Annotated in this window: 18 protein-coding genes; 10 read left to right on the forward strand and 8 right to left on the reverse strand. The window is 56.8% G+C overall.

Annotated elements, in window-relative coordinates:
- Positions 1 to 13: 13 nt before the first annotated feature.
- The 3 genes from AC0V61_RS01195 to AC0V61_RS01205 all read left to right on the forward strand — a co-directional run bounded on the left by AC0V61_RS01195 (position 14) and on the right by AC0V61_RS01205 (position 3833).
- On the forward strand, positions 14 to 1573 hold the full coding sequence (locus tag AC0V61_RS01195; protein WP_486155432.1) for a tetratricopeptide repeat protein: 1560 nt from the start codon (positions 14 to 16) through the stop codon (positions 1571 to 1573).
- 64 nt (positions 1574 to 1637) lie between these two features.
- On the forward strand, positions 1638 to 2219 hold the full coding sequence (locus AC0V61_RS01200) for a hypothetical protein (RefSeq protein ID WP_486155433.1): 582 nt from the start codon (positions 1638 to 1640) through the stop codon (positions 2217 to 2219).
- Positions 2220 to 2255: 36 nt separating this feature from the next.
- Positions 2256 to 3833 carry a cryptochrome/photolyase family protein gene (locus tag AC0V61_RS01205; RefSeq protein WP_486155434.1) on the forward strand — a complete coding sequence of 526 codons (1578 nt, stop codon included), beginning with the start codon at positions 2256 to 2258 and terminating at the stop codon, positions 3831 to 3833.
- Here the strand turns inward: AC0V61_RS01205 and AC0V61_RS01210 are convergent.
- Together AC0V61_RS01210 and AC0V61_RS01215 are read right to left on the reverse strand one after the other, a co-directional pair.
- Positions 3830 to 4204, reverse strand: coding sequence for a nuclear transport factor 2 family protein (locus AC0V61_RS01210; protein WP_486155435.1), 375 nt, complete (start codon positions 4202 to 4204; stop codon positions 3830 to 3832). The two genes, AC0V61_RS01205 and AC0V61_RS01210, sit on opposite strands and share 4 nt — an antisense overlap.
- A gap of 63 nt (positions 4205 to 4267) precedes the next feature.
- Complete coding sequence (locus AC0V61_RS01215; protein ID WP_486155436.1) at positions 4268 to 5029, reverse strand: siderophore-interacting protein; 762 nt, start codon at positions 5027 to 5029, stop codon at positions 4268 to 4270.
- A 117-nt stretch (positions 5030 to 5146) separates the two neighbouring features.
- Here AC0V61_RS01215 and AC0V61_RS01220 point away from each other — a divergent pair, with 117 nt between their 5' ends.
- The gene (locus tag AC0V61_RS01220; RefSeq protein WP_486155437.1) at positions 5147 to 5779 is read left to right on the forward strand and encodes a glutathione S-transferase family protein; all 633 of its coding nucleotides are present in this window, start codon (positions 5147 to 5149) and stop codon (positions 5777 to 5779) included.
- Between the two features lie 12 nt (positions 5780 to 5791).
- The gene (locus AC0V61_RS01225) at positions 5792 to 6577 is read left to right on the forward strand and encodes an SDR family NAD(P)-dependent oxidoreductase (RefSeq protein WP_486155438.1); all 786 of its coding nucleotides are present in this window, start codon (positions 5792 to 5794) and stop codon (positions 6575 to 6577) included.
- A 19-nt stretch (positions 6578 to 6596) separates the two neighbouring features.
- Here the strand turns inward: AC0V61_RS01225 and AC0V61_RS01230 are convergent, their stop codons facing one another.
- From AC0V61_RS01230 to AC0V61_RS01250, 5 genes are all read right to left on the reverse strand, one after another.
- Positions 6597 to 6884, reverse strand: coding sequence for a hypothetical protein (locus AC0V61_RS01230; RefSeq protein WP_486155439.1), 288 nt, complete (start codon positions 6882 to 6884; stop codon positions 6597 to 6599).
- Positions 6885 to 6962: 78 nt separating this feature from the next.
- Positions 6963 to 7760, reverse strand: a complete 798-nt coding sequence (locus AC0V61_RS01235; RefSeq protein WP_486155440.1) for a thioesterase family protein — start codon at positions 7758 to 7760, stop codon at positions 6963 to 6965.
- Positions 7761 to 7859: 99 nt separating this feature from the next.
- Positions 7860 to 8606, reverse strand: a complete 747-nt coding sequence (locus AC0V61_RS01240) for an isocitrate lyase/PEP mutase family protein (RefSeq protein ID WP_486155441.1) — start codon at positions 8604 to 8606, stop codon at positions 7860 to 7862.
- Positions 8603 to 9667 (reverse strand): bifunctional transcriptional activator/DNA repair enzyme AdaA, encoded by a 1065-nt coding sequence (locus AC0V61_RS01245; RefSeq protein ID WP_486155442.1) that lies wholly within the window; start codon positions 9665 to 9667, stop codon positions 8603 to 8605. Before AC0V61_RS01245 ends, AC0V61_RS01240 begins: the two co-directional genes overlap by 4 nt.
- Before the next feature lie 49 nt (positions 9668 to 9716).
- Positions 9717 to 10124 carry an SRPBCC family protein gene (locus AC0V61_RS01250; protein WP_486155443.1) on the reverse strand — a complete coding sequence of 136 codons (408 nt, stop codon included), beginning with the start codon at positions 10122 to 10124 and terminating at the stop codon, positions 9717 to 9719.
- 99 nt (positions 10125 to 10223) lie between these two features.
- Between AC0V61_RS01250 and AC0V61_RS01255 the strand changes: the two genes are divergently transcribed.
- Positions 10224 to 11858, forward strand: a complete 1635-nt coding sequence (locus tag AC0V61_RS01255) for a trypsin-like peptidase domain-containing protein (RefSeq protein ID WP_486155444.1) — start codon at positions 10224 to 10226, stop codon at positions 11856 to 11858.
- 127 nt (positions 11859 to 11985) lie between these two features.
- Here the strand turns inward: AC0V61_RS01255 and AC0V61_RS01260 are convergent, their stop codons facing one another.
- Positions 11986 to 12813 carry a TauD/TfdA dioxygenase family protein gene (locus AC0V61_RS01260; RefSeq protein WP_486155445.1) on the reverse strand — a complete coding sequence of 276 codons (828 nt, stop codon included), beginning with the start codon at positions 12811 to 12813 and terminating at the stop codon, positions 11986 to 11988.
- 226 nt (positions 12814 to 13039) lie between these two features.
- Between AC0V61_RS01260 and AC0V61_RS01265 the strand changes: the two genes are divergently transcribed.
- Genes AC0V61_RS01265 through atpD form a run of 4 tightly spaced genes read left to right on the forward strand, consistent with a single transcriptional unit; the run spans position 13040 to position 17494 of the window.
- On the forward strand, positions 13040 to 13594 hold the full coding sequence (locus AC0V61_RS01265) for a F0F1 ATP synthase subunit delta (RefSeq protein ID WP_486155446.1): 555 nt from the start codon (positions 13040 to 13042) through the stop codon (positions 13592 to 13594).
- A gap of 13 nt (positions 13595 to 13607) precedes the next feature.
- A complete protein-coding gene (gene atpA / locus AC0V61_RS01270) occupies positions 13608 to 15134 on the forward strand; it encodes a F0F1 ATP synthase subunit alpha (protein ID WP_486155447.1) in 1527 nt (508 codons plus the stop codon).
- A 12-nt stretch (positions 15135 to 15146) separates the two neighbouring features.
- On the forward strand, positions 15147 to 16016 hold the full coding sequence (locus tag AC0V61_RS01275) for a F0F1 ATP synthase subunit gamma (RefSeq protein WP_486155448.1): 870 nt from the start codon (positions 15147 to 15149) through the stop codon (positions 16014 to 16016).
- Between the two features lie 20 nt (positions 16017 to 16036).
- A complete protein-coding gene (atpD, locus tag AC0V61_RS01280; RefSeq protein WP_298303943.1) occupies positions 16037 to 17494 on the forward strand; it encodes a F0F1 ATP synthase subunit beta in 1458 nt (485 codons plus the stop codon).
- The last annotated feature ends 181 nt before the right edge of the window (positions 17495 to 17675 follow it).

The following is a 17675-nucleotide window of genomic DNA, read 5'->3' on the forward strand; positions in this document are numbered from 1 at the left end:
GGGGGCTGACGAAATGACTGCGTTTTTCCGCATGGCTTTGCCTGCGCTGCTTTTGTTGTTCTTTGTGGCAGACGCGGCTCATGCGCAAAGATGGTCGCGCGCAGATACCAAGCACTTTACCGTCTACAGCAATGGCCCCACCAAAAACCTAGAGAAAGCAGCGACTGACTTGGAGCGGCTCGATGCGCTTATGCGCCGCTTGCTTCGCATCCCGCGCGAGGACCATCCGCACAAGATCGACATCTACATCGTCGGAAGCCAAAATCAGGTCGCAGCCCTTGCTTCAAGCGATGGTGTCGCCGGTTTCTACAACCGCAACATCGATGGCTCTTACATTGTCGCCCACCGCGAACGCTCCGGGTCTAGCCGGATGGCAGGCCAAGTGGTGCTGTTCCATGAATACACCCACCATTTGATGTACCGGTATTTTCCTTCCTCTTACCCGGCATGGTACCGGGAGGGGATTGCCGAGTATCTTTCCACCACCGATTTCGATGATGACAGCTTTACCGTGGGCAGACCTGCAAACCACCGGTCCTATTCGGTCCTCAATGGCAATTATCTTCCGCTCACAGAGATCCTTGAGCCCACGGAAAGGTCACGGACAAGGGACGGTCAGTACATGTTTTATGCCCAATCGTGGGCGCTCACCCACTATTTGATATCCGATCCACAGCGAAACCGGTCGATGGTGCGATATCTTGCGATGCTGTCGAGAGGCGAGGATGCGATTGAGGCTGCAGAAGAAGCGTTTGGGGATCTTAAAGCGCTTGAAAAAGCGGTTGAGCGATATGGGCGCGGGAAAATGGTATATCGCCGGTCTCCTGAGCCCATTGCGATTGATGGAGCAATATCGGTGCGAAAGCTCGACGCGCTTGAAAGCGAGTTGGTGCAGGCGCGTTTATACAATCGTCGCCAGTATAAGCTCCAAGACGCTCGTAACGATTTGATCGGGCTTACTGCGAAACACCCGGGCAACGCGGATATTTATGTCGCGATTGCAAACACGGAGCGCAATCTCGCGCATGAGAATGAGACGCTCGATTTCACAGCTGCGATGACGGCAATCGACAAAGCGCTCGAACTCGATCCAGAGCACGAGGAGGGCCACATCCTCAAGGCGCATTTGATGCTTGAGCCTGATGATCATCCTGAAATCGCGCAAGGGGAGCTCGATTGGGAAGCGATAAGGGCCCATGCGATCAAAGCGAACACGATCAACCCGGATAACCCCCGCGCGCTGTTTACCTATATCGAGAGCTTCGCGCGTGAAGGCGGCCCAATGCCAGAGGTCGCAATCCCAGCGTTGGAGCAAGTGTTCGGCACCATCCCTGAGGTGACGAATGTGCGCGTTATGCTGGCGCAGCTTCACGCAAGATCCGGCAATTTTGACCGCGCTTTGTCCCTGGTGAGCCACCTTGTCGCCGATCCACACAACTCCGAATACGGTCGCCGAATGGTGGCGCGCATTGAAGCGATGCGCGGTGGGGACGATGCATCAACCGGCGCAATAGCTGACGATGCCGATGAAGACGCTGAATTGGTGCATTTGGGAACTGTGCACGAGCATTAAAACTTTCCTCACCCACCTCTGGCATTAGGCAAGAATACGTGTCCAAACCTTGCCAGAGGAACCAATGTTCAAGTCCGCGTCCGCCGTTTTCGCCTTAGCGCTCGCTGCATCCGCTGCGCCTGTGATTGCGCAAGAACGATCGTCCGAAGAGACCGCCAGTTGGTCATGGGATCAGGCCGATAGCCAACGCCCACGCGATTGGTATGTGATGATTGCAGTTGAACAGGCCGTCGGGCCATCAGGTTGCGACACTTATCGTTACAAAGTGAGCTCGGTGCAGCCGATCAAGATCAAAGGTCCGCCGGAAATTCGCGCCGCTCATGCAGATGAAATCGCCTCGTGGTGGATGATGTATGTGCAAAGGCGCGCTCCTCTACCTTATCGCTGGCTGACCACGTCGGCCGGGCACAATCCGCCCGAAGTGTATTTCCGCGAGACAAAGGAGGCGGTGATCGAGGCCTTCCGCGCGGATGGCCACCTTCGCAACAATCGCAGCTGTTCAGGCTCAAAGCTTGTGGGACTGCGCACTGCAAACTTTGAGTTTGTCGCGCCCCCCGGTTTCACAACGAGTGATTTCGGATTTGAGCCAACGCCCCAGAACGTCACCGTCTCGCGTAGCCTTTCACCTGTTCCGGGCAAGAAATAAGCGGCACAAATCAGGCTCGCGCGCGTTAGCGTGCACATGACTTCATGCCGAACCCTTATTCCCGTCCTTGGTGATCAACTGTCCAGCACGCTCGCGTCCCTAACAGGAGCCGCCAAAAAGGACAGCGTTGTCCTGATGATGGAGGTCTGGGACGAGGCGACTTACGTTAAGCACCACAAACAGAAGATCGCGCTGATCTTCTCCGCCATGCGTCATTTTGCAGCAGAATTGCGCGCAGATGGCTGGCAGGTCGATTACGTAAAGCTTGATGATGACGACAATTCAGGCGACTTCACTGGCGAGGTCGCGCGCGCGATTGAGCAGTATGATCCTAAGCAAATCCGCGTCGTTGAGCCGGGCGAGTGGCGAGTTAAGGAGGCCATGGACCAGTGGCCCGACAAATTCGCCTGTGACGTGGATATCCTGACCGACGACCGCTTTATCTGCGCAATACCGGAATTTCGCGACTGGGCAGAAGGGCGCAAAGCCCTCACCATGGAACACTTCTATCGCGAAATGCGCAAGAAGACCGGGCTTTTGATGGACGAGGACAACAAACCTGTCGGCGGCAAATGGAACTATGACGCGGAAAACCGCGAACCTTTGGATGGCGATGACCTGTTCCTCCCAAAAGTGCCCAAGTTTAAGCCTGATGATATCACCCGCGAGGTATTAGAGCTGGTCGAAGAGCGTTTTGGCGATCACTTCGGCAAGCTGGAACCCTTCGAATGGCCCGTTACCTCTGCCGAGGCCGAGAAGGCCGCCGATGCATTCTTTAAGGAGCGGATTGAAAACTACGGCCCCTATCAAGACGCGATGGTGTACGGGTCCGATGACCTTTACCACTCGATGCTTTCAACCAGCATCAATTGCGGGCTGCTCGATCCGATCAAGCTGTGTGAACGCGCCGAAAAAGCGTACCACGATGGCAAAGCGCCTTTGAATTCCGTTGAGGGGTTTATCCGCCAAATCATCGGCTGGCGCGAATATGTACGCGGGTTTTACTGGCACTTTATGCCGGGGCTCAAAACCGACAATGAAATGGACGCGCACCGCCCTCTTCCAGAGTTTTTCTGGACCGGGAAAACCGATATGCGGTGCCTCTCGGACTGCATCCGCTCCACCCACAACAACGCCCACGCCCACCATATTCAGCGGCTGATGGTGCTCGGCAATTTCTGCCTGCTTGCAGGGATCAACCCGGCTGATGTTCAGGACTGGTATTTGGCCGTTTACGCCGATGCCTTTGAGTGGGTGGAACTGCCCAATGTTGCTGGCATGATCCTTTATGCCGATGGCGGAAAACTGGCGACCAAGCCGTATGCAGCGTCTGGCAATTACATCAACAAAATGTCGGATTACTGCAAAGAGTGCCGGTATAAGGTGAGCCAGAAGACCGGGCCGGATGCCTGTCCATTCAACCCGCTCTATTGGCACTTTATGGACCGCCACCGCGAACGCCTTTCAAGCAATCACCGTATCGGCCGTATCTACGCAACATGGGACCGGATGGGCGATGATAAGAAGCGCGAGTACCTCGATACGGCGGACGCGTTTTTGGAAGGGCTAGAGCCTGCAAAACCCGGTTGGGCACGCGAGCCTGAGGAGGGTTAATCGGGCCGCAGCGCCTTTAACAGACCAGCAGCCGCGCCCGTATCCACATATTCGCGAAGGCGGGTGATCTTGCCGTCTGCAACCTCGCCTACAACACACAGAACCAGCTTAAACGTCGATCCATCCGGAAGCGTGCCGCACACATCATGCTCTTCAACAAAACCGCTTTGCGTTTGCCAGCGCACCGCGTTTTCATAACGGAAATCAGGCACAATCGAATGCACCGCGCCTGTGAACTGCATCAAGGTTGACTTGTCCATCGCAGGTCCGCCATTTTGGCTGCCCTCAAACGTATCAGCACACAAGGCTGACGCGCTTTCGAGGTCATTGGCTTGCAAAGCAGTGAAGAACCGGCGAGCGATTTCGATCATATCCATAGGAAGCGAGGCTAATGCGCGAATGGGTGATTGGAAAGCCCACTCTGCCGCATCGCCTTATTGGATCGGCACTTCATGCGCTTCGGCATCCTCGCGCTTCACCAACTTGTGCTGCGTTTCCGTCAGGCCGAGTTTCCAGTAGCTGGAGGTGTAGAGGTTGTGAGGGGCAACGCCCGCCTCCTCGCGAAGGAAAGAGCGCAAAAGCTTCATCCCCTCAAACTCACACGCCGCCCATCCGGCAAGCTCGCAATCCGGTAGCTCAACCTTGCGTAAAGCGTCCGCAAGAAGCGAGGGATGCAGGCCCGGTTCTGGGTTCAAAATCCAACACAATTCCATGCCCTCAGGCGCATCAATAGCAATCGCATCTTCTTCATGCTGCACCTCCAGAACCGCTACACCTGTCACATCGCGCGGCATGGCTTCTAAGTTCGCCGTAATTGCAGGAAGCGCCGACATGTCGCCGGCGATAAGGTAAAATCCGCAGGTCTCGGGCGAAGGCTTAGCAGGCCCCGGCCCGCGAATGGTCATGGGATCGCCAACTTGCGCGCCCAAAGCCCAACTTGTCGCTGGCCCCGCCGCATGCCCGCCGTGGAGCGCGAAAAGCACATCAATCTCAGTCTCACGCTGACGGCGGATGGTATAAGTGCGCATCAACGCCTTTTTGCCCTCACTACCAGGTTCAAGGATCAGCTTAAAATAGCCGCCATCCTGTCCCTTGGGAAAGTCACGCAGGGCCTCACCGCCAAGGGTGATTTGATGCATGGAAGGGGTGACACGCTTGGTCGCTGTTACGGTGAGATTATATAATGCTTGAGCCATGCGAGATCACTTAATGAGAATAATTCTCAATTCAATAGGTGCGGCACAATTTCACTCGACACAGCGTCCCCCTTCCCTCAATCAGTAAGACAAATCAGGAAAAGGACGTAAGCCCCCATGCTCACTATTCACCACCTTCGTATTTCGCAATCTGAGCGCATCGTCTGGCTGTGTGAGGAGCTTGGGATTGAGTACGACTTGAAGCTCTACAACCGCGATTCTGAGACGCGGCTGGCCCCGCCTGAATTGAAAGCATTGCACCCAATGGAGATCGCGCCCGTCATCACCGATGGCGACCTTGTGCTAGGCGAAAGCGGCGCGATCATGGACTATATCGTTGGTAAATATGCACCCGATACCAACCTTGTACCAGGGGCTGACAACCCCGATTTTGCTCGGCACTTATATTGGTATCACTTCGCCAATGCGACGCTGATGACCAATGGAATGATGAGCATTGCGGTGAATGCTGTGGGCGCACAGATGCCCCCGCCCCTCGCCAAGCGCATAACCAACGCATGGGCGCATATTGAGAAGGCTCTGGGCGAAGCGGATTACTTTGGCGGTACGAATTTCACGACCGCTGACATCATGCTCGGCTTCTCGCTAACCACCGCGCGCGCCTTCAACGATATGAGCATTGAGGGCATGCCTAACCTTCAAGCCTATTTGAAACGGATCGGCGCGCGGCCTGCGTACCAAGCGGCAATGGCAAAGGCAGAACCCGGCTTCCCGCCGAAGTTGGACTGAGGGACAGACCTAATGGAACCCTACAAACCGCTAAGCCGTTCTATCGCGGGCCACAAAGCCATCATCACCGGTGCGGCAAGTGGTATGGGCCGAGCCACTGCACATCTCTTCGCCTCGGAAGGCGCGCAGGTTGCGGTGACTGACCTTGATCAGTCCAAATGTGAGACGGTCGCAAAAGAGATCAACGAGGCAGGCTATCCTGGCACGGCCTTTCCGCTTGCAATCGATGTTAGCGATGATGCTGCGATTAAGGTCGGGGTCGCCGAGATCGCCGGGAAATTCGGCGGTGTCGATATCGTCATAAACAACGCGGGCTTTGCGAGGCACGCATTGATCGAAGATGAGCATTATCCAGGCGTTTGGGATGCGAGTGTGGCCGCTATGCTCACCGCTCACCAGCGCATCATCCGCTGCACCATGCCGCATTTGCGCGACAGCAAGTGCCCGCGCATCGTCAATATTGCCTCGACCGAGGGGCTAGGCGCGACGCCGGGCAACTCGCCTTATGTGGCGGCAAAACATGGGGTCATCGGGCTCACGCGGGGCCTCGCAGTCGATCTTGGGCGCGATGGAATCACCGTGAACTGCATCTGTCCAGGTCCCATTCGCACAGGGATCACCGAGGCTATCCCGGATGAGCACAAGGAAATCTACGCCAAGCGGCGCGTGCCACTTCGCCGATACGGTATTCCGGAAGAGGTCGCGCATATGACGCTGTCACTTGTGCTCCCCTCGGCGAGTTTCCTCACTGGGGTGGCAATCCCCGTGGATGGCGGGCTTACGATCAAGAACGCCTGAGCGAACTTATTGTACCCGTTTATTGGGGCGGATCTTCGCGCTTTTCGGGATCGTCAATTTCGTTGACTTCGATGTTTTCTTCATCGCCTAAGTCAGCAGTATTCGGTGTGTCGCCCTCTGCATCGACCGCTTCAACCCCGGGGACCGCTTCCTCGATCTCCTCATCGGTGGACGAAGCACCCGTATCGGTCTCTTCAGCGGTCATCGCCTCGTCATCTTGGGGAGCCTCGGCACCGCAAGCGGCAAGGGCGAGCACCAACACAGGGGCACTTGCCAGAAACAGCGTGTTTGAGAACGATTTACGCATTGCATTCCTCCTTTGAGATTTCCCCCTAAACCCATAAGAGGCGCTCAAGGTTCCAAATCTTATGGGAAACGCAAGGGTCTAGTAAAAAGCAATCTGGTTCGAAATCGCGAGGAGCTTTCGTGCAGGCGACCAAATGCGTGTTGTCTGTGAGAACCTGCCGCTGAAGACACGATCGGCGGTTGCCTCGATCAGAAGAAAATCTCCGCCTACTTCATCCAGATCAGCCTGCGTGCAAAAAACGTGCAGGTCGTACTGCACCGTTGCTCCAAAACGCGGAGCTGTGTCCAAGAAGAATGTGCGCGGCATTGGTGTGTCGGATACCGCAAGCAGCGCTTTGGCGTCCCATGGGCGATCCTGTGCATCCTTCACCCATAGAGCGGAATGCGGGCGCTCTTGTGCGGAGAAGGGCTCGCCCAAAGCAACGCGCTGCTCATAGCGGCTGAGGAACTTGGGTCCAGGTGAACCCGGCAGAATGTCTGAGTCCTGCGGAGCCTTCGCATCAGGAAAATCGCAGGCGTAATCGAGCGGCTTTTCCTTCATGTCTGAAAACACGTAGTTGGCAGTAAAGACGGGCTCCGCTGGCGCATCTTCGCTGGTGAATTCCGTTCGCAGGAAGGAAGTGCGTCGGCCATCACGAAGGGTGCGCACATCAATATCAATCGCCGATTGTGGCAAGGGTTTGAGGAACGACGCCGTCGTGCTCGCCAACATCGCGCCTTGCGGCTGTGCCTCTTGAATGGCGCAATAGCCCAAAGCCAAGGCCCAACCGCCAAAGGCCGATTGAAAATTCCAATAGACCTCTCCGCCGCTGGAGCGGACGCGTGTATCGGAAACGCTGGTGAGCTCAGTTGCGGTATCGAGAGCGTATTGGGTCATAGAAATGCGTCCATTTGTGCGCGCCGCGCGTCGGCAATTGCAAATAGTGAACGCATGAGTTCATTTTTGTTCCAGTGGTGACCGAAAAAAGGTGTGGACCTAGCTTGCGAAAGCTTCCTTTGCCGCCGCTTCAACACCTTCCATCGCCGCACGCCAACTGCCAGGACCGTAGCTGACCCGCGCAACGCCTAGCGCCGCAAGCTCTGTATTGCTGGCCATTCCAGGCAAGCGCATCACGTTAACGGGGCAATCGAGCGCCTGCACTATCTGTGCAATCATCTCTGGGTCGCTTAGCCCCGGAATGAAAACGCATCCTGCCCCAGCCTCGGCATAGGCCTTGCCCCGCTCAATCGCGGCCTCGACAAATTGAGGCGTGTTCGGATTGTCACCCGCCATTAGCGGCCCGAGAAAAATGTCAGTCCGGGCGTTCACAAACAAACCCGCCTTAGCGATTGCGGCGATCCGCGCGCATTGCTCGGCGGTGTCGAGCAGCCCCTCGCCACCAATAATGCGATCTTCGAAGTTACAACCAACAGCGCCCGCGTCCTTCAAAGCCGAAGCGTTTTCGGCGACGCCTTCAGCATCCCCCGCAAAGCCCGCCTCGAAATCGACAGACAGCGGCACTTCAATGGCTCCGGCGATCTGGCGTGTGGTGGTCAGCAGCGCCTCGAACGGAATGTCCTGACCATCGTCATAGCCTTGCGCACCCGCAAGCGACGCGCTGCCCGTGGCGATGGCCTTGGCACCGGCTTTCGCCACAGCCATTGCGCTGCCAGCGTCCCATACGTTGTAAAGGATCAGCGGGTCACCAGCGAAGTGCAGTTTTGCGAATGTGTCGATGCTCATGAAAACAACTCCTCTTGCGCGTCCCTGCTGTCAACGCCCTCACGCTTCAGCAATTCGGCTTTAATCTCTGGGCCATAGGCATAGCCGCCCACCCCTCCGCTTGCTGGCACCACACGATGGCATGGGATCAGCACGGCGATATTGTTCGCACCATTGGCACTCCCCACAGCGCGGCTGGCCTTGGGATTGCCAAGCATCGCGGCCTGTTCGCCATAGCTGCGGGTTTCGCCAGCCGGGATTTTGCGCAAGGCCTCCCAGCAACGCTGCTGAAACGCCGTGCCCTTCACGTCCAATGGTATGTGCGAGCTGTCTGAACCGGGCTCTTCCACAGCTGCCACGACTTGGTCGAAGAGGGCTTTAAATTCGTCGCCAGCAGCGACAATCTCTGCCTTTGGGAAACGGGCGCGCAGGTCCTCTTCGCCCTCATTAAACGACAAGCAGCACACGCCTATTTCGGTTGCCGCGACCAACATTGCGCCAAAAGATGTATCGATAACGCTCCAATGCACCCGGCGGCCTTCGCCACCGCTCGCCCAATCGCTTGCCTGCATTCCTAGCCGTCCTTTTGTATCCGCGTAAAAGCGCGATGGCGCAGAATAGCCTGCCTCGTAAAGCGCCTCGGTGACGCTAGCGCCCATTCCTAGAGCATCGCGCACCTTCTCCTCACGCAGCGCTCTTGCAAATGCAGCGGGAGACAGACCCACTGTACGTTTAAAGAGCCGCTGAAAATGCGTGGGAGAATAACCGGTGAGTTCGGAAAGCTGATCCAAAGTCATCGCACCCTGACTTCTAATTGCGGCGATAGCTGCAAGCACACAGGCTTCTTCTGCGCTTTGTGTGTTTGGTGAACACCTTTTGCACGCACGCAGCCCGGCGCTTTGCGCATCGTAGGAATTGGCGAAGAACTCCACATTTTTGCGCAAGGGCAGCCGCGCAGGGCACGACGGGCGGCAATAAATGCCGGTGGAATGGACGCCTGTCACAAACGCACCATCGAAGCGGCGGTCCTTTGCGCTTATGATTTGCCAGCGCTGGTCATCGTTGAGATCGGTTTTGGTCATGCCGCTCTTGTAAAGGCGTCAGAACGCAAGAGCATCCCGAGCCTTGCGCTCAATGTCCTGTGTCTTTTTCAAGCGTTTCTTTCAAAGCGCCCAATCCTGCCTGCACGATACCGCGAATGGTGGGCTCTTCACTATCGGGCAGGACATCTGCGATCCATTGGACCTTACAAGTGTCACCTTCGCCAGCGAAGACTTGCATCGAGGCATTGTGGTGGTCCCATGTCCCGCCCTGCGCTGTCCACGCGATCAGCATTGTCTCGTTATCATGAGCAATGATGGGCTCGATCAGGGTTACGTCATTGGTGAAGGTCACCGTCCTGATGTTCGCCTCAGCATCGTATTCACAGCGAGCAACCAATTGCGGAACGCTGGTTTCCAGACCGCCAATATCGCCAACCGCCGCCCAAACTTGCCCAGCTCCCCGCGCAATCGAAATCGTCTCTATAATTCGGGCCATTGTTTCTCTCTCGCTCAGCGGCTTTAAAGGGTTTCGTCGCTAAGCTATGCGAACATGGCCTTGTGGCCAAGCGCTACGGTCCTTTAAGGACGAGGTCCAATGCAGATGATCTTACGATTCTTGTGTGGCGCATTGTTGGCGCTGACCTTACCGATCCATGCGCTGAGCGCTGATCCCGGCGATATCGATGCAGCCGCGCGCGGCGTGGTGCGCGTGGTGTTGATCGATGAAAGCGGCGGGGATGCAGAACCGATCACCCACGGCAGCGGCTTTGCAGTGTCACCGCGCATGATTGTCACCAACGCACACGTCATTCGTGAGGCATTATTAGATGACACTCTGAAAATTGGCATTGTCCCAAGCGAAGGGGATGCGGGCACTTTTGCAAAGCCGGTCGCTGTTAGCCCGCGCAATGACTTGGCCTTGCTTGAAATCACCGATGGCAATTTGCGTTTGCCCCCGCTTACGCTGTCTGGCGGCGTGAGCGGAGACATGGGCGAGGTTTCGGCAGTCGGATATCCGATGAATGTGGACTTAGCCCAAGGGTTAGAGATCAAAGACATTTTCCGCGCTCAGCCTCCCGTTAAATCTCGCGGGTTTCTTTCAGGCGAACGTCCCAGCCGCCAATTCGACACTATCCTCCACACAGCCCCTATTGCGCGGGGCAATTCTGGTGGGCCGCTGCTTGATGGGTGTGGGCGGGTTTTGGGCGTCAACAGTTTTGGCGCTGATTCAGATGGCTCTGATGCAGAATTCTATTTTGCGGTTTCATTGCGCGAGCTTTTGCCGTTCCTGCGCGATAACAACCTTGAGCCTTCGGTGAATGCGCTTCCCTGCACCTCGATTGATGATCTCAACCAGGCTGAACGCGCGCGGTTCGAACAACAACGCGCAGAGGCCGAGGCACGGCTTGAGGCGCGCGAGGCGGAATTGCGTGAGAAGCGCGGCACTGCGCAGCTGCAGGCTCAAATTGAAATTCTTGATGCACGCGACAATGCGATGGCTCTGGCGATGATCTTGCTGCTGATCGGGATCGGTGCAGGCTATACCGCCGGGCAATTGCGCGCCTCGATGGCGGACAAGCCAGAGGACGGACAGCGGGCGCAAAAACAAGCGATGATCGCTGCAGGCGTTGCCGGAGCGGCCTTGATCGGAGCCATGCTCGTTTGGATTACCCGGCCTAGCTATGGCGATATCGAAGAGCGGGTCGCGGTTCTCATGGGCGAGATCGAAGACCCTGATGCCCCAGCGCCTGATGGAGAGCCCGCTGCCGACGGCACACTCATCTGTACGCTTGATATCGAGCGCAGTCGCGTCACCGGGGCACGCACCGATGACGTAGAATTCGATTGGCAGGCAAATGGCTGCGTCAATGAGCGCACGCAATATGGCATGACCGGCGGGGAATGGACCCGTGTGTTGGTGCCCTCCTCTGAGGCGGCTGTTTCAGTCAGCACCTATGATCCTGAGACCCGCACCTATCGCACTGACCGCTATTTGTTGGGCCAAGCCGCAATGGAAGCAGCGCGCGAGGCACGCGGTCAATATGACCCACCTGGTTGCGGCGTCACCGATGGAGCCCGCGTTCTGGGTGAGCAGCAGTCGGCGCTTATTGCGATGCTGCCCGACCGCCCGAACGAGCGGCTCGTTTACACGTGTGAGACGAAGAAAGCGGGCGGTGTTGGCGGCGCGCTAGGCGCAGCGTTTGATGAAGAGTTTGGGGCGGGTGAGTAGGCCCTAAACGTGATTGCGAGGAGCCAAAACGGACCGTCTTAGCGGTCCGCAAGGCCGACGGGCCGTCGCGGCTAATGCCGCGCCCCCTTGGAGCGGATGGCGTCAGCCATCCTGCCGTGAGAGAAAACTACGCCGCGAGCGCCTCGCCCGATAACGTAATCCGGTGCATTTCGCGGTAGTGACCTTGGTAGTCGTTGATCGCATTGTGCCAGGTCGTGCGGTTGTCCCAGATCGCAATGGTGCCGGGCTTCCATTGCAAGCGGCACTGGTTCGTTTCGGTTAGTGCAACTTCGAGGAGCTTGGTCAAAAGCGGCAGGCTTTCCTCACGGGTCTGCCCCACGAAATGGATCGTGAAGCCGCTATTTACATAGAGCATCTTGCGGCCCGTTTGAGGGTGACGGATGACCACAGGGTGGATCGCGCCGGTTTTCAGATTCTGTCCGCGAAGGTTCTTACCCATATCGGTCTGGGCATAAAGGCCGCCTTCTTCATAGACGTGGTCGGCGGTGTGATACGCCTCAAGGCCCTCGATTTGCTCTTTGAGTTCATCTGAGAGCGAATCGTAAGCCGCGCCCATATGCGCCCACATCGTGTCGCCGCCTGAAGGTGGAAGGTGCCGCGCCACCAATACCGAGCCCATCGCCGGAATTTGATCGTAGGAATGGTCAGTGTGCCAAGCGCCGCCGATATTGGTCTGTTGATCGGGCTCTTTTTTGACGATGGCAATCTCGTTGAACTCTTCCTGCAGCGGGAAATAGTTGTTCACATCGATCCCGCCCCAGCGGCGGCCGAACTTGATGTGGTCTTCGGGTGAGAACTCTTGGTCGCGAAAAACCGCGACGCCGTGCTCGTATATCGCCTGACGGATCGCTTCCATTTGGCCGTCTGTGCAGCCCGCCAGAGACACGCCAGAAACCTCAACGCCGCATTGGGGCGCCATTGGTGTGAATTCCATTTTCCCTCTCCTTATCGAGGCGTTTTCGCCTTCGTGTGGAAGCAATCTTACTCAAGACGCGCCGCCTGTCCAGACAAGTGTCCAGAGAATCCCTCTCACACCGCTTGCATCCATAAGACCCCTTTGCTAGGCGCGCGGCGACTTCGGCAGATGGGATTGGGATGTCCTTGCATCCTCGCACCTGCCGACACAACTTTTCTCATTCCTCAAAGAGGACAATCAACGCGTGGAAACTTCCGCCGGTATTCAGTCTAGCCTTCAAGGGCGTTACGCCTCGGCTCTTTTCGATCTCGCCAGCGAGGACGGGACCGTGACTGCGGTCGAAAAAGACCTTGAGACTTTGGGCGCAGCATTGAGCGAATCGGCTGATCTCGCCGCCGCCACCACCAACCCGCAATTGACCCGCGCTGAGCAAGGCGCGGCCGTGGCGGCTGTGGCCAAGAAATTGAAGCTGTCCGAGCTCACCACCAATTTCCTCGGCGTTCTCGCAGGCAATCGCCGCCTGTCGAAGCTGCCAGAGATGATTGCGGCCTTCAAAGCCATCGCAGCGAACCAACGCGGCGAGGTTTCGGCCAATGTCACGAGCGCGCATCCTCTCACCAAGGATCAGGTCAAGACGCTCAAAGACAAGCTCACCGCCCGTGTGGGCCGCACCGTTATGCTTACAACCGATACAGATGCCGATCTTCTCGGCGGTCTGGTCGTTACCATTGGATCAGAGCGCATCGACGCCTCGATCCGCACCCGTTTGAATTCACTATCGCAGGCCATGAAGGCTTAAAGGACTACAACACATGGAAATCCGCGCCGCAGAAATTTCAAAGGTCATCAAAGACCAGATCGCCAATTTCGGTAACGAAGCTGAAGTCAGCGAAGTTGGCACCGTGCTCAGCGTTGGTGACGGCATCGCCCGTATCCACGGCCTCGACAAGGTTCAGGCAGGTGAGATGGTCGAGTTCGCCAACGGCGTTCAGGGCATGGCTCTGAACCTTGAAAGCGACAATGTCGGCGTCGTGATCTTCGGCTCTGACGCTGAGATTAAAGAAGGCGACACGGTTAAGCGGACCGAGACCATTGTGGACGTTCCTGTCGGCAAGGGCCTTTTGGGCCGCGTTGTTGACGCGCTTGGCAACCCTATTGACGGCAAAGGCCCGATCACTGACGTGACCCGCCAGCGTGTTGAAGTGAAAGCGCCGGGCATTATCCCGCGCGAATCTGTGTCAGAGCCAGTGCAAACCGGCCTCAAAGCGGTGGACGCTCTGGTCCCTGTGGGCCGTGGTCAGCGCGAGCTTATCATCGGTGACCGCCAAACCGGTAAAACCGCTGTGGCGATCGACACCTTCATCAACCAGAAGGGCGTCAACGCAGGCGATGATGAGAAGAAAAAGCTCTACTGCGTCTATGTAGCCGTCGGCCAAAAGCGTTCGACCGTTGCGCAAATCGTGAAGCAACTCGAAGAGAACGGCGCGATGGAATACTCCATCGTTATCGCTGCGACCGCTTCTGAGCCTGCTCCGCTGCAATATCTCGCGCCTTACACTGGCTGTGCAATGGGTGAATTCTTCCGCGACAACGGCATGCACGCCGTGATCGTGTATGACGATCTTTCCAAGCAAGCTGTTGCCTATCGTCAAATGTCGCTTCTGCTTCGTCGTCCTCCGGGCCGTGAAGCGTATCCGGGCGACGTTTTCTATCTCCACTCACGCCTGCTTGAGCGTGCTGCGAAGATGAGCGAAAGCGAAGGCCACGGCTCATTGACCGCTCTGCCGATCATTGAAACGCAGGCTGGTGACGTTTCCGCCTACATTCCAACCAACGTGATTTCGATCACCGACGGTCAGATTTTCCTTGAAACGGACCTGTTCTACCAAGGCATCCGTCCTGCGATTAACGTCGGGTTGTCGGTGTCGCGTGTGGGCGGCGCTGCGCAAACGAAAGCGATGAAGAAGGTTTCAGGCTCGATGAAGCTCGACCTTGCGCAATACCGCGAAATGGCGGCGTTTGCTCAGTTCGGTTCGGACCTTGATGCGTCCACGCAAAAGCTGCTTAACCGCGGCGCGCGTTTGACCGAGCTGCTTAAGCAAAAGCAATTCGCGCCAATGCCGTTTGAAGAGCAAACCGTTTCGATCTTCGCTGGCACCAACGGCTATATCGACGATGTCGCTGTTGAGCGTGTGGGCGAATATGAAGAGCAAATGCTCGCTTACTTCCGCAGCGAACACGCTGACGTTCTGAAAACGATCCGCGACAGCGGCAAGTTCGACGACGCCAAAGACGCAACCGTCGCAGCGCTTCAAGCCTTCGCCAAGCAATTCGCATAAGGGAGGCCGTCAGTGCCCTCACTTAAGGAACTAAAGGATCGGATCGGGTCGGTTAAATCGACCCAGAAGATCACCAAGGCCAAGCAAATGGTTGCAGCGGCTAAGCTGCGCCGTGCTCAGGCCTCTGCTGAAGCCGGACGGCCTTATGCTGTGCGTTTGAGCGCCGTTATGGCCTCGCTCGCTGGCAAAGTGTCCGGCGACAGCGCGCCAAAGCTTCTTGCAGGCACCGGTAGCGACCAGCGCAACATTCTGGTTGTGGTCAACACCGATAAAGGCCTGTGCGGCGGTTTGAACTCGAACATCGTCAAGGCTGCCAAAGCAAAGGCGGCCGAGCTTCAAGCGGCTGGCAAGCAGGTCGAGTTTTATCTCGTCGGTAAGAAGGGCCGTGCACCGCTCAAGCGTGAGTTTGAAAAAGCGATCACGGGCGGCTTTGACACCAGCACGGTGAAAACGCCGGGCTTTGAAGAAGCCGACGAGATTTCTGCTGAACTCATCCAAATGTTTGAAGACGGCAAGTTTGACGTGGCGCACCTGATCTATCCGACCTTCCAGTCGGCTCTGGTGCAAAACCCAACGGTCAATCAGCTGATCCCGGTCCCCTCACCGGAAAGCTCGGATGAAGGCGGCGCCGTGGTTGAATATGAGCCGGGCGAAGAGGAAATCCTCGAAGCTCTCCTGCCGCGCTATGTAAAAACGCAAGTGTTCGGCGCTTTGCTTGAGCGTGAGGCATCAGAGCAAGGCGCTTCGATGACCGCGATGGACAATGCGACCCGTAACGCAGGCGACCTCATCAACAAGCTGACCATCCAGTACAACCGCAGCCGTCAGGCCGCGATTACGACTGAACTTATTGAAATTATTGCTGGCGCAGAAGCGCTGTAAACGAAGGCTAAGGAAACACCATGGCTACCGCACCCGCACTTAACCAAACAACCAACGGCACGATCAGTCAGATCATTGGCGCTGTTGTTGACGTGCAGTTCCCCGGCGAACTGCCCGCAATTCTCACCGCGCTCGAAACCAAGAACGACGGCAAAACCCTCGTTCTCGAAGTGGCACAGCACCTTGGCGAGAACACCGTTCGCACCATCGCAATGGACGCGACCGAAGGTCTCGTTCGCGGCGCTGAAGTGATCAACACCGGCGCGCAGATTTCTGTGCCTGTTGGCCCGAAAACGCTCGGCCGCATCATGAACGTCGTTGGTGAGCCAATTGACGAGCTTGGCCCGGTTGGCGCTGATAAAGCCATGCCTATCCACGCAGAAGCGCCTGCCTTCGTGGACCAGTCCACCGAAGCGGCTATTCTCGTGACCGGCATTAAAGTGATCGACCTTCTCGCCCCTTACGCAAAAGGCGGTAAGATTGGTCTGTTCGGCGGTGCCGGCGTTGGTAAAACGGTTCTTATTCAGGAACTCATCAACAACATCGCAAAAGGCCACGGCGGTGTGTCTGTGTTTGCCGGCGTTGGTGAGCGTACCCGTGAAGGTAACGATCTCTACCACGAATTCCTCGACGCAGAGGTGATCAAGAAAGACGACAACGGCGTTGCAACGCCAGAGGGTTCAAAAGTGGCCCTCGTCTTTGGTCAAATGAACGAGCCTCCCGGCGCGCGTGCCCGTGTTGCGCTTTCAGGCCTCACCATGGCGGAATATTTCCGCGACGTTGAAGGTCAGGACGTTCTGTTCTTCGTCGACAACATCTTCCGCTTTACGCAAGCCGGTTCCGAAGTGTCCGCGCTTCTTGGCCGTATTCCTTCGGCGGTGGGCTATCAGCCAACTCTGTCGACCGACATGGGTAACCTGCAAGAGCGCATCACCTCGACCAACAAAGGTTCGATCACTTCGGTGCAAGCCATCTACGTTCCCGCAGATGACTTGACCGACCCTGCGCCTGCAACATCGTTTGCTCACTTGGATGCGACCACCACGCTGAACCGCGCGATTTCAGAGCTTGGTATTTACCCAGCTGTTGACCCGCTCGATTCAACCAGCCGCGTTCTTGAGCCATCGGTTGTTGGCCAAGAGCACTATGACACCGCTCGCCGCGTTCAAGAGACGCTGCAGAAGTACAAGTCGCTGCAAGACATCATCGCCATTCTGGGAATGGACGAGCTTTCGGAAGAAGATAAGCTCACCGTTGCGCGCGCTCGTAAGATCCAGAAGTTCCTTTCGCAGCCATTCCACGTGGCAGAGGTCTTCACCAACATCCCAGGTCTGTTCGTGCAGGTCGAAGACACGGTGGCCTCGTTCAAGGCGGTTGTGGACGGTGAATACGATCACCTTCCAGAAGCAGCCTTCTACATGGTTGGCGGCATCGACATGGTGGTTGAGAAAGCCGCCAAGCTCGCTGAGGAAGGTTAAGGCGACGTGTCGGAATTGCTCGATATCAAGGACTGCGTCAACGAGACCTGTCCTTGGTCGGGCAAGCCGGTTTCGCCGGATAGCTTGACGATGTACCACGGAAAGGTCGTGGGGTTCTGCAACCCGGGCTGCCGCGATAAATTTGAAAACGCTGCGTCCCGTTTTGACGCTTGCACTGATG

It is taken from the genome of Erythrobacter sp. JB1-4 (assembly GCF_057365025.1).